General features: G+C 50.5%; 16 protein-coding genes. All 16 read left to right on the forward strand.

Annotated elements, in window-relative coordinates; all coding sequences use genetic code 11:
- The first annotated feature begins 63 nt into the window (after window positions 1–63).
- Window positions 64–615 carry a P27 family phage terminase small subunit gene (locus tag PXC00_RS12130; RefSeq protein ID WP_174192706.1) on the forward strand — a complete coding sequence of 184 codons (552 nt, stop codon included), beginning with the start codon at window positions 64–66 and terminating at the stop codon, window positions 613–615.
- Window positions 616–1,872 carry a site-specific DNA-methyltransferase gene (locus PXC00_RS12135; protein ID WP_174192704.1) on the forward strand — a complete coding sequence of 419 codons (1,257 nt, stop codon included), beginning with the start codon at window positions 616–618 and terminating at the stop codon, window positions 1,870–1,872. It begins immediately after the preceding gene.
- A gap of 121 nt (window positions 1,873–1,993) precedes the next feature.
- Window positions 1,994–2,704, forward strand: coding sequence for a virulence protein (locus PXC00_RS12140; protein WP_174192702.1), 711 nt, complete (start codon window positions 1,994–1,996; stop codon window positions 2,702–2,704).
- A complete protein-coding gene (locus PXC00_RS12145) occupies window positions 2,688–2,921 on the forward strand; it encodes a DUF4314 domain-containing protein (RefSeq protein ID WP_174192700.1) in 234 nt (77 codons plus the stop codon). The genes PXC00_RS12140 and PXC00_RS12145 overlap by 17 nt, the downstream gene beginning before the upstream one ends.
- The gene (locus tag PXC00_RS12150) at window positions 2,914–3,090 is read left to right on the forward strand and encodes a DUF5049 domain-containing protein (protein ID WP_174192698.1); all 177 of its coding nucleotides are present in this window, start codon (window positions 2,914–2,916) and stop codon (window positions 3,088–3,090) included. The genes PXC00_RS12145 and PXC00_RS12150 overlap by 8 nt, the downstream gene beginning before the upstream one ends.
- Window positions 3,091–3,231: 141 nt before the next feature.
- Window positions 3,232–3,459, forward strand: coding sequence for a DUF7678 domain-containing protein (locus PXC00_RS12155; protein WP_275844743.1), 228 nt, complete (start codon window positions 3,232–3,234; stop codon window positions 3,457–3,459).
- Between the two features lie 138 nt (window positions 3,460–3,597).
- A complete protein-coding gene (locus PXC00_RS12160; protein WP_275844816.1) occupies window positions 3,598–5,199 on the forward strand; it encodes a terminase large subunit in 1,602 nt (533 codons plus the stop codon).
- Between the two features lie 83 nt (window positions 5,200–5,282).
- Window positions 5,283–5,588: a type II toxin-antitoxin system RelB/DinJ family antitoxin gene (locus PXC00_RS12165; RefSeq protein WP_275844744.1), complete on the forward strand. Its 306-nt coding sequence runs from the start codon at window positions 5,283–5,285 to the stop codon at window positions 5,586–5,588.
- A gap of 235 nt (window positions 5,589–5,823) precedes the next feature.
- A complete protein-coding gene (locus PXC00_RS12175) occupies window positions 5,824–7,185 on the forward strand; it encodes a phage portal protein (protein ID WP_275844745.1) in 1,362 nt (453 codons plus the stop codon).
- Entirely contained in the window at window positions 7,088–7,939 is an 852-nt protein-coding gene (locus tag PXC00_RS12180; RefSeq protein WP_275844746.1) for a head maturation protease, ClpP-related, read from the forward strand. The genes PXC00_RS12175 and PXC00_RS12180 overlap by 98 nt, the downstream gene beginning before the upstream one ends.
- 15 nt (window positions 7,940–7,954) lie before the next feature.
- Window positions 7,955–9,151 (forward strand): phage major capsid protein, encoded by a 1,197-nt coding sequence (locus PXC00_RS12185; RefSeq protein ID WP_275844747.1) that lies wholly within the window; start codon window positions 7,955–7,957, stop codon window positions 9,149–9,151.
- A 40-nt stretch (window positions 9,152–9,191) separates the two neighbouring features.
- Complete coding sequence (locus tag PXC00_RS12190; protein ID WP_174192689.1) at window positions 9,192–9,467, forward strand: head-tail connector protein; 276 nt, start codon at window positions 9,192–9,194, stop codon at window positions 9,465–9,467.
- Window positions 9,468–9,478: 11 nt separating this feature from the next.
- Window positions 9,479–9,838: a head-tail adaptor protein gene (locus tag PXC00_RS12195; protein WP_174192687.1), complete on the forward strand. Its 360-nt coding sequence runs from the start codon at window positions 9,479–9,481 to the stop codon at window positions 9,836–9,838.
- Between the two features lie 78 nt (window positions 9,839–9,916).
- Window positions 9,917–10,330, forward strand: coding sequence for a phage holin family protein (locus PXC00_RS12200; protein WP_174192685.1), 414 nt, complete (start codon window positions 9,917–9,919; stop codon window positions 10,328–10,330).
- A gap of 207 nt (window positions 10,331–10,537) precedes the next feature.
- Window positions 10,538–10,744: an SHOCT domain-containing protein gene (locus PXC00_RS12205; RefSeq protein WP_086036626.1), complete on the forward strand. Its 207-nt coding sequence runs from the start codon at window positions 10,538–10,540 to the stop codon at window positions 10,742–10,744.
- A gap of 51 nt (window positions 10,745–10,795) precedes the next feature.
- The gene (locus PXC00_RS12210; RefSeq protein WP_275844748.1) at window positions 10,796–12,355 is read left to right on the forward strand and encodes a recombinase family protein; all 1,560 of its coding nucleotides are present in this window, start codon (window positions 10,796–10,798) and stop codon (window positions 12,353–12,355) included.
- Window position 12,356: the final 1 nt, after the last annotated feature.

The following is a 12,356-nucleotide window of genomic DNA, read 5'->3' on the forward strand; positions in this document are numbered from 1 at the left end:
CGTCCCCTCACGCGCGCGAAAAAAGCGTATTCAAAAGGGTAATAAAAGAAGGCGGTGAGAAATATGCCGACGAAATCGAATAATACCGGCGGCCGCGGCGGCAGACGTTCGGGTGCTGGACGCAAAAAATCTGCAGTATCCGAGAAAGCCGCGAACGGAAATCCGGGCGGCAGACCGCTTGAGGTACTGGATATTCCGGAGATGGAAGGTGCTGACATGCCGACGCCACATGACTTCCTTTCTGCCAAGCAGCATGACGGTTCGACACTCGAAGCCGGTGAAATCTACCGGGAAACCTGGGAGTGGCTCCAAAAAATCGGTATCGCGCAGAAAGTTTCGCCGCAGCTCTTGGAACGCTACGCGATGTGCTCCGCAAGATGGATTCAGTGTGAAGAGATGACGACAAGGCTCGGATACCTTTCGAAGCATCCGACAACCGGCAAGCCTATTCCCTCTCCCTTCATAAACATCGGCATCAATTATATGAATCAGGCCAACCGCTTGTGGGATGAAATCTTCCAGATTGTGAAGGAGAACTGCTCAACAGAATACGGCGGCCTCAATCCGCAGGATGACGTCATGGAACGGCTGCTCCGCGCCAGAAAGGGAATATAAATGGATACAACCAAATTTGAGCAGGTACCGATCGATAAACTGGTGCCCTATGCCCGGAATGCGAGGACGCATTCAAAAGAACAGATTGCGCAGCTGAGAGCCAGCCTTCGGGAGTTCGGTTTTGTCTCTCCCGCCGTCATCGACAGCAAATACAACATCTTGGTCGGCCACGGCAGAGTGCAGGCGGCACGTGAGGAAGGCTATACCACCGTTCCCTGTGTCTTTGCCGAAAACCTGACGGATGCTCAGAAACGGGCCTATATCCTCGCGGATAACCAGCTCGCACTGGGCGCCGGATGGGACGAAGAGATGCTCTCCGTTGAACTGTCCGACCTGCAGGATGAGTCCTTTGACATTTCACTTCTCGGTTTCGACAGCGATGAGCTCGAAAAGCTGATGAACGACGACTCCGGAAAAAACGTCGAGGACGATGACTTCAATCTTTCCGCTGCACTTGAGAAAGCGTCATTTGTGGAACGCGGCGACATCTGGACAGTTGGAAAACATCACCTCATGTGTGGTGATGCTACTTCGGCGGATGACGTGAACACGCTCATGGGCAACAAGAGGGCCAACCTCATCGTAACCGACCCGCCTTACGGAGTTTCCTTCAAAGCCTCGGACGGCCTCACGATAGAAAACGACAGCCTGAAGGGCGAGGAATTTTATAACTTTCTACTCTCTTCTTTCAAGAACATGGCTGACCATCTCGAAAAAGGCGGCGCGGCTTATGTGTTCCATGCGGACACGGAAGGCCTGAACTTCCGGAAGGCCTTCATCGACGCAGGCTTTCATCTCGCGGGTGTCTGCATCTGGGTAAAGAACAGTCTCGTACTCGGCCGCTCCGACTATCAATGGCAGCACGAGCCGATTTTGTATGGCTTTCTGCAGAATGGAAAACACCCGTGGTACGCTGACAGGAAGCAGACGACCATCTGGAATTACGACAAACCAAAACGAAACAAAGATCACCCGACTTCCAAACCGCTCGACCTCCTCGGCTATCCGATCCAGAATTCCAGCCAGGAGAACGCTGTCATCCTCGATACTTTCGGCGGTTCCGGTTCAACGCTCATGGCCTGCGAAAAGCTGAATCGGATCTGCTACATGATGGAACTTGACCCGAAGTATGCCTCTGTTATCCTCCGCCGGTATGTAGAGGATACGAATGATGCATGGGATGTGCATGTAGAAAGAAATGGCGAGAAGATTCCCTATTCCAACCTCGTAAAAGACGTTGAAATCGAGAGTGTATAGCACACAAATTTCATCCCGATAATTCGGCGATATTCTACAGCACAAAATTTCCCAAATTGCTTGATAAATAAGGCCTTCTGAGTGATAGATGTACATACCAAAACGAAGGAGGCAAATACCAATGAAAATAGATTACAACGTAACAGGAAAAGACAGGAAGTCCTTAGTCAATGCCATCGCAGCAATCACAGAAGGAAAGGCAGAATACCTCGGTATGCCGACAGCGGCCTACAAAGTCGGCTGCTTCACAGTCGACCGGAACGGAACACTGGAGTTCGGCAACAGAACAGACAGCAAAGGAACCGAGGACCTTATCAAAGAGCTTGACAAGCGCGGCTTCACTGCCAAAGTTGGGGAAACGTCCGGAGAAGAGTCTGAAACGGCGGATGGCGCCGGACAGGGCGAAAACATGGGCCTTACGATTTCGGTTCCACTGGCGGCGGTCTCAACCGGCAACCTGACGAACCTGCTCAAGGCGAAAGGTGCGCTTATCAAGAAGGCACTTGGAATTGACGACATGCCGATTGAAATCGGTGAGAATAAAGTTTCATTCCCATGGTTTCCGGAAATGCCGGGATCGGATGCATCCAAAGCATACACTCATTTCATTGCCGCCCTCTGCAAACTCTCGAAAGACCAAAAACGGGTAAGCAGTACCGAGCACCCGGCCGACAATGAGAAATACGCATTCCGCTGCTTCCTTCTGCGGCTCGGATTCATAGGACCAGAATACAAGCAGGAGAGAAAGATTCTGCTGAAGAACCTGACAGGAAATTCGAGTTTCAGGAACGGGGCGAAAAAAGAGGCCACTGACGATGAAATTTCCGAATAAAGAAACGGCTGAAAAGGTGAAGCGGCAGTTTCCAGTGGGATGCCGCGTGGAACTCCTTCGGATGGACGATGCTCAGGCACCGCCCATCGGCATCAGAGGAATAGTCACTGGAGTCGACGACACCGGCTCCCTTCTCGTAAACTGGGATAATGGCTCCAGCCTCAATGTAATTTACGGCATCGACATCGTGCGGAAGGTGGTGGATTCCGATGACTGAGAAAATTAAGGAACAGATTCTCGCGATTCAGAACACCGGCCTTACAAATATGTTCGACGTAAACGCCGTCCAGCGCCTTGCCTACAAACGTGATTTCTATGAGCTGGTGTTTTTCCTTGAGGAACACCGCAAGGAATATGTGCATTTCATTCTCACAAGCGAAGCGTAAACTACACAATTTTACCGTTCCTAAAAGGCTTGACTTCTCGCATAGAATTCTCCGGAATCCACTTGCTATTTGTTCCCTTCAGAGTGATATATGTATATGCAAAAAGGAAAACACATCTGAATAAAACGGAGGGAAAAGACCATGTGGAGCAAAGGAAGCCTAAAAATCGGAAATCACATCATTCACTACTGGGTCAAGCACTACGAGCAGGGCAGCCAGTACGGAATTGAAAACGAAGGCAGAATCTCGAAGCTCATGCTGAAAGAAAACGGTGCGGTCATTGCCAACTACGACCGGGGCTGGGATATGGAACCGGAAACGGAAGCCGCGCAGCTTGCCTATGCGATTTTGGTAAAGAAATATAACTGAACATGAATAGAAATATTCCGAAAGAAGAAGCCGTACGGCTCTTTCTCTCGTACCAACATAGATTTGTGAGGATCGCCAGTCGAATATATCGACAGGCGGCCTTTTATTTTGCCTTGAAAGGAGGATACCGCCGTGGCAATGAGAAAACTGAAACATTACAAGCCAACCCGCTTCATGGCAGAAGGTTCCGCCTACAACAAGGTTATGGCGGACTACGCCGTGACGTTCATCGAGCAGCTCTGCCATACCAAGGGCACATGGGCAGGAAAGCCTTTCGAGCTCATTGACTGGCAGGAGCAGATTATTCGTGACCTCTTCGGCATTCTGAAGCCGAACGGTTACCGGCAGTTTAACACGGCCTATATCGAAATCCCGAAGAAGATGGGAAAGTCTGAGCTTGCCGCTGCGGTCGCGCTGCTCCTCTGCTGCGGCGACGGAGAGGAACGCGCTGAGGTCTACGGCTGTGCCGCTGACCGCCAGCAGGCAGCCATCGTGTTCGACGTCGCCGCCGACATGGTCCGAATGTGTCCGGCGCTCGACCGGCGCATCAAAATTCTTGCTTCTCAAAAGCGGATTATCTACCAACCTACGAACAGTTTTTATCAGGTGCTCTCCGCCGAAGCATATTCAAAGCACGGTTTCAACGTCCACGGCGTCGTCTTCGATGAACTGCACACACAGCCGAATCGGAAGCTCTTCGATGTCATGACAAAAGGTTCCGGCGACGCCAGAATGCAGCCTTTATATTTTCTCATCACGACAGCCGGTAATGACACAAACACGATCTGCTACGAGGTCCATCAGAAGGCGCAGGATATCCTTGACGGCAGGAAGGTTGACCCGACCTTCTACCCGGTCATCTACGGTGCCGCTGAAACGGACGACTGGACAGACCCGAAGATCTGGAAGAAAGCAAATCCGTCGCTCGGCATTACAGTCGGCATCGATAAAGTCGAAGCAGCCTGTGAATCGGCGAAGCAAAATCCCAGCGAGGAGAACTCCTTCCGGCAGCTCCGCTTAAATCAATGGGTTAAGCAGGCCGTCCGCTGGATGCCGATGGATAAATGGGACACCTGTGCGTTCCCTGTAAACGAAGAGGAACTGGAAAACCGCGTCTGCTACGGCGGTCTCGACCTCTCATCCACGACCGACATCACGGCATTCGTTCTGCTTTTCCCTCCCAAAGACGAGGACGGCAAATATGTGGTTCTCCCGTACTTCTGGGTGCCGGAAGAAATGCTCGACCTCCGTGTCCGGCGCGACCACGTGCCCTATGACATCTGGAAGAAGCAAGGGTATCTCGGAACTACGGAAGGAAATGTGATACACTACGGCTACATCGAAAAGTTCATCGAGCGTCTCGGTGAGCGCTTCAACATCCGTGAGATTGCTTTTGACCGCTGGGGAGCTGTGCAAATGGTGCAGAACCTCGAAGGCATGGGTTTCACGGTCGTTCCGTTCGGGCAGGGCTTCAAGGATATGTCGCCGCCCACGAAGGAACTCATGAATCTCACGCTGGAAAAACGCATCGCACACGGCGGTCATCCGGTGCTCCGCTGGATGATGGACAACATCTTCATCCGCACCGACCCCGCCGGAAATATCAAAGCGGACAAGGAAAAAAGTACGGAAAAAATCGACGGCGCGATTGCAATGATCATGGCGCTTGACCGTGCCATCCGCTGCGGCAACGACAACGGCGCTTCTGTTTATGATGACAGAGGCATTTTATTTCTGTAAATAATATTTTCATTTTTGCTTGCTGTTAGCTTGCATATTGCAGCCAACTTGTGTTATGCTATCCGTGAAAGGATGGGATTTGTATGGCACGAACTTCTAATGTTTTCGCCCGTGTAGAGCCAGAAATCAAAAAGCAAGCCGAAGAAGTACTCAATCAGCTCGGCATTCCGATGTCCAATGCTGTAGGAATGTTTTTAAGACAAGTCGTACTGCAGCGCGGTATTCCATTTGAAATAAAGCTGCCCGCGAATGCTCCGATTGCCTTTGGTGCCCTTACCAAAAAACAATTTGATACTGAAATGAACAAAGGTATGGACGATATAAAGGCAGGCAAGGTTTATTCGTCAGATACCGTTGAAAAAGAGATGAAGCGGGACTTTGGAGTATGAGCTGGGAAGTTGCATAGGCACAGTATGGGGCTGCGTTTCTTTCCCGTAGACAATTATCTGGTTTTCTATCTGCCAAAAGAAACGGATAAAATGGTATATATTGTCCGCATCATGTATGGCGGACGGGATATCAGAAAGCAGCTCCGTGAAACAATAAAATATTAATTGCTGAAAGCATCTATCGAAAGGTAGGTGCTTTTCTTACGCCCTTTTTTAGAAAGGATGTGATTTATATATGAGTATCTTCAGCGGCCTTTTCCGGTCACGGGATAAGCCAGGACACCGGCCTAAGGATTCAACGAACGGCAGCGGCTACCGCTATTACTTCGGAAGCAGTTCTTCCGGCAAAGCGGTGACGGAGCGCTCCGCCATGCAGATTTCAGCAGTATACGCCTGCGTCCGCGTCCTTTCGGAAGCCATTGCGAGCCTTCCGCTGCACCTTTACCGCTATACAGACAAAAACAGCAAGGAAAAGGCTGTCGACCACCCGCTCTACCCGCTGCTTCATGACGAGCCAAACCCGGAAATGACTTCGTTCATATTCCGGGAAACGCTCATGACGCACCTTCTGCTTTGGGGCAACGCTTACGCACAGATCATAAGAAATGGACGCGGCGAGGTCGCGGCACTTTATCCTCTCATGGCAAACCGGATGCGCGTTAACCGGGACGAAAACGGACATCTGTACTACGAGTATCAGATGAGCACATCCGATGCTCCGACGATGAAGGCAGGAACCGTACGGCTTATGCCAAATGATGTGCTGCATATCCCAGGTCTCGGCTTCGACGGTCTGGTCGGCTATTCGCCGATCGCGATGGCGAAGAATTCCATCGGCATGGCAATGGCGACCGAGGAATACGGCGCGACCTTCTTTAAGAACGGTGCAAATCCATCCGGCATTCTGTCAATGCCGGGCGTCGTGAAAGACCCGGAGAAAATAAGGAACTCATGGGAGGCCGGATTCGGCGGGAGTTCCAATTCCAACAAGGTCGCCATTTTGGAAGAAGGCATGACCTATACGCCGATTTCCATCAGTCCGGAGCAGGCGCAGTTCCTTGAAACGCGCAAGTTCCAGTTAGACGAAATTGCGAGGATTTTCCGCATCCCGCCGCACATGATCGGCGACCTTGAGCACGCAACCTTCTCGAACATTGAGCAGCAAAGCTTGGAATTCGTATCCTACACACTGGAGCCGTGGCTCGTACGCTGGGAACAGTCCATGCAGCGCTCGCTCCTTTCTCCGGAGGAAAAGAAAAGCTACTTCATCCGCTTTAATGTAGACGGGCTCCTGCGGGGAGACTACCAGAGCCGCATGAACGGTTATTCGACCGGCATTCAAAACGGCATTTTCTCCGTGAATGATGTGCGGGAACTTGAGAACATGGATCTCCTTTCCGATGAGGAAGGCGGCAACATCCACGTCCTAAACGGAAATGTGGTAAAGCTCGCGGATGCCGGATCAGCATACAATCAGAATTCAAACAAGGAGGATACCAATGGAAAAGGCAAACAAGTTCTGGAGATGGGCAAGAAACAAGCTGCCCGATCCAGCAAATCCCGGACAGGAAACGGAAGAACGGACGCTGTTCCTTGACGGTACAATCGCGGAAGAGAGCTGGTTTGACGACGACGTCACTCCGGCTCTTTTTAGATCGGAATTGGAAAGCAGCTCCGGTAACATCACGGTATGGCTGAACTCTCCGGGCGGCGACTGTTTTGCGGCAGCACAGATTTACAACATGCTCCGTGACTACAAGGGCAAGGTCACAATCAAGATTGACGGCCTTGCGGCTTCCGCGGCAAGCGTCATTGCGATGGCGGGTGACGAAGTTTTAATGTCTCCGGTCTCGATGATCATGATCCACAATCCGAGCACAGTCGCTATGGGCAGCACTGACGAAATGCAGAAGGCAATCGAAATGCTGGACGAAGTGAAAAACTCCATTATCAATGCTTACCAGACAAAGACCGGCCTTTCGAGGAATAAGCTCAGTAAGCTCATGGACGAAGAGACCTGGATGAATGCCGGGAAAGCGGTCGAACTGCATTTTGCGGACGGTGTGATTGAGAGAGATTCCCTCTACGGAAAGGAACCGGACGAAGAAAACACTCCAAATGAAGATTCCACTGAAAAGAAATCTGAGGAAGATGCCCCGGATAAGAAGCCGAAATCCATGCTCTTCTCCCGTTACAGAGCTGCGGCAGCCATGAACAAGAAGCTCTGCGACTACTGCAGGGAACATTCTGAAAAACCGCCCGATAACGAAAAGCAGGCAAAAGTTTACAACACAGGCAGATCGGTCGAAGACCTCGAAAAGCGTCTCGACCTCATGAAACAGTTCATTTAATAGGAGGACAACATCATGAATGTACAGGAATTAATTAATAAGAGGGCCAAGGCGTGGGAAACGGCAAAGGCATTTCTCGAATCCCACCGCAGCAGCGGCGGTATCCTTTCTGAGGAAGACGGAGCTGCCTACGACAAGATGGAAAAGGAAATCACCAACCTCACAAAGGAAATCGACAGGTTGAACCGCCAAAAGTCTATCGAGGAACAGATGAGCCAACCGGTCAATACTCCCCTTACCGGGAAGCCAGGTGCCGGAACAGAGAATAAGCCGGAGAAATACGGCAGAGCATCTGACGCCTACGCGAAAGCAATGCTTACAGCCATGCGCAGCGGCTTCCACCAGGTGTCGGACATTCTGCAGGAAGGCACTGACGCGAACGGCGGTTACCTCGTTCCGGAAGAATGGGACTCCCGCCTTATCGACAAACTCACAGAAGAAAACATCTTCCGCAGCCTTGCGACGACCATCACTACAAGCGGTGAGCACAAGATCAACATTGCAGGAACGAAACCCGCGGCGGCATGGATTGAGGAAGGCGAAGCGTTGACTTTCGGAGATGCGACGTTCGACCAGATCGTCCTTGATGCACACAAGCTCCACGTGGCCATCAAGGTAACCGAGGAACTGCTTTACGACAACGCCTTCAATCTGGAGAACTACATCATTGACCAGTTCGGCAAAGCGTTCGGCAATGCCGAAGAGGACGCTTTCCTGAACGGCAGCGGAACCGGAAAGCCGACCGGCATCTTTGCGGACAAAGGCGGCGGTGTAACGGCTGTAACCTTAAGTGGTACAAAGCTCGCGACGGATGATATTCTCACCCTGATTTATGCCTTGAAGCGCCCGTACCGCAAGAACGCCTGCTTTATTCTGAATGACTCCACCCTCGCGGCAATCCGCAAACTCAAGGACAACAACCAGGCCTACATCTGGCAGCCGTCCTATCAGGCTGGCGAACCGGACAGGCTTTGCGGATATCCGGTGCGTACTTCCGCTTACGCTCCCGCACTGGCAGCCGGCAAAGCCGCGATCGCCTTCGGTGATTTCAGCTACTACAACATCGGTGACAGAGGAACCAGAAGTTTTCAGGAACTCCGCGAGCTCTTTGCCGGTAACGGAATGATTGGCTATGTGGCGAAGGAACGTGTCGACGGCAAGCTCGTGCTGCCGGAAGCTGTCCAGATCCTGAAAGCTGGAGCAAGTGCCTGAATCAACTGATTCATAAGCAAAACAGAGGCGGTGACACATCATGCTGATTACACTGGATGAAGCAAAGCTTTATCTGCATATTGACTCTACAGATGAGGATTCCATGATAACGGGATTTATAGAAACAGCGGAGAAACTATGCATGAATATCGCACGTGTAGACGAAACGGGGCTTCTTGCTTCAAAAGAAACCGCGCGGATTGCGGAGCTTTACGCGGTGGCCTATCTGTACGAAAACCGGGAAAACGCAGATTTCAAGGAGCTGACTTCCATGCTCCGTGCCATCCTTTTTGGCATCCGCAAAGACACGTTTTAGGAGCGCCTGCCATGAGATACAAAATGCACATCAGTGAACTGCGGACCTTAATCCGCATTCAAAGGAAAGTGGTCACCGGCACAGGTATTCATCAGACAATAAGCTGGATTGATCTTGGCAACACACTTTCCACTGATCCGCCCCGTTATCTGCGGTGCAAATGGTATCCTTTGGGCGGAACCGAAGCGTGGATTGCCCAGTCCGTCCAGGTGATTGACGCGGCGAATGTCGTCATGCGGTATAATCCGCTGATCACCGCTTCCTGCAGGCTGATCCGCGGCAACATTGTTTACACCATCATCGACCCGATGGACCCGGACCAGCACCGCGAATGGATAGTTTTTAAAGTCAAGGCTTCTTTAAGCGTTTGATCCTTTCAGAAAGCTTTTGAGCGGTCGTCCATACGGGCGGCCGCTTTTTTCATGCACAAATTCAAGGAGGCGTGTCTCATGAAAGAATTCTGGAATTCCATACAATTTGTGTTTGCTGCCATCGGCGGGTGGCTCGGCTTTTTTCTCGGCGGCTGCGACGGCCTGCTTTATGCGCTGCTCCTCTTCGTCATCTGCGACTACATCACCGGCGTCCTGTGTGCAGTTTCGGACAAAAAACTTTCATCCGAGGTCGGTTTCAGGGGAATCTGCCGGAAGGTGCTGATTTTTCTGCTGGTCGGAATCGGAAACGTAATTGACGTGCAGGTTCTCGGCCAGCCGGGCGTGCTCCGGACGGCAATCATCTTCTTCTATCTCTCAAACGAAGGGCTGTCTCTGACAGAGAATGCGGCACACCTGGGACTTCCGATACCGGAAAAGCTCAAGACTGTGCTGGAACAGCTCCATGACCGTGATGAAAAGGAGGACAAGTAACATGACTGGAATCAAAGGAATCGACATATCGGTATGGCGGTTCTTTATTGATTCCAACAAGTCGAAAAGCAAATTTCAGTAAGATAACATATTGTGCATCCACCCCGCCTGCGAGTGTTCCCTCATCGGAATACCCGCAGGCTTTTTTTATTTTCTTTCGCTCAAGTCGTTCCTCCATCTCCAGTGAAAAGTGGAGGTGGATAACCGATGGCAGAAGAAGCAAAAACGAATCATACCGGATTCTTTACACAGAAAAAGCTGCAGGGTGATTTTGATTACTACCGCGCCCAGAAAATTGCAGAAATCATGCTTACAAACGATCTGATTTCTCAAGCTGAATTCAACAAATTAACGGACATCAACCGCAGAACTTTCTCTCCTCTGTACGTGGAAATCATGCCGGAAATTGCTTGATAGTTCCGGCAATCAGAGTGATAAATAGACGTACCAGAAGGAGGTGAGTGTATGAAAAAGGTCACGAAAATTGAGGAAAACAAAAAGGCCAATTTTCATGGCAGGAAGCTTCGCGTAGCCGCTTACTGCCGTGTTTCGACCGATTCTAATGAACAGGCAGAAAGCCTGAAGGCCCAGAAGGAGCACTATGAAAGTTACATCAAGTCGCGCGATGACTGGGAGTTCGCTGGGCTTTATTATGATGAAGGTATCACTGGCACAAAGAAAGAGAAGCGTCCGCAGCTGCGGAAAATGATGGCCGACTGCAAAGCTGGAAAGATCAATTTCATTTTAACCAAATCCATCAGTCGTTTTTCCCGGAATACGGCTGACTGTCTGGAACTGACGCGAAAACTTCTTACACTGAATATTCCCGTTTACTTTGAAAAGGAAGACATCAACACCGGGGCAATGGAAAGCGAACTGTTCCTTTCCATCCTCTCCAGTATGGCTCAAAACGAATCTGTTTCCATTTCGCAAAATGGCAAATGGTCGGTTCAGAAACGATTTGAAAACGGGACCTTCAAAATCAGTTACCCGCCCTACGGCTATGACTGGGACGGAGAAAAGATGGTTATCAATCCCGCTCAGGCCCAAGTTGTAAAACAGATTTTTTCTGAAACGCTGTCCGGAAAAAGCAGCCCTGCCATTGCGAAGGAACTCAATGCCGGGCATATTCCCAGCAGGAGAAACGGACATTGGACCAGTACGACTGTCCGCGACATATTGGCCAATGAAAAATACACCGGAGACTGCCTGTTTCAAAAGACTTATACCGATTTCCAGTTTAACCGGCATCACAATCGCGGTGAGAAAAACCGGTATTTATTGCAGAACCATCATGAAGCAATCATCAGCCATGAAGATTTCAACATGGCGGCGGCACTCATTCGTGAACGCGCCGCTGAAAAAGGTGTAGAGAAGGGAAGCCGCAAATATCAGAATCGGTATCCATTTTCCGGGAAGATCATCTGTGGAGAATGCGGCAGCACCTTCAAGAGAAGAATCCACACCTGCAGCGATTTCAAATATGCTGCATGGTGCTGCAAAACGCACATTGAGGACAAGAGCAAGTGCTCGATGAAGTTCATCAGAGAGGATGCAATTCAGTTTGCCTTTGTCACCATGATAAACAAGCTGGTCTTTGCGCACCGTCTCATTCTGAAGCCCTATGTTGAAACCATCAAAAGTTCATCTTCCGACGATGCGGTTCGTCGCGTCCAGAAAATCCAGACGCTTTTGCTGCAGAATGCCGAACAGCGTGAAACGCTCCAGAAACTCATGGCACAAGGATACCTCGATAAAATCCTTTACAGCAAAGAAAAGAATGAGCTCCTGATGAAGGCCAACGACCTCCGGACGGAAGCTGATTCCCTGAATAACCGAAAAAGTGAAGGCATCCACACGGTTACAGAAGCGACCGCCCTTCTCCATTTTACGGAAAAAGGCGTCATGCTGGATGATTTTGACGGGGTGCTTTTTGAAAAATTCGTTAACCGCATTCTTGTAAAATCCAGAAATGAACTCTGCTTTGAGATGAAATGCGGTCTGACGCTGACAGAAAGGATTTGAG

The organism is Caproicibacterium argilliputei (genome assembly GCF_029211325.2).
Classification (GTDB): Bacteria; Bacillota; Clostridia; order Oscillospirales; family Acutalibacteraceae; genus Caproicibacterium; species Caproicibacterium argilliputei.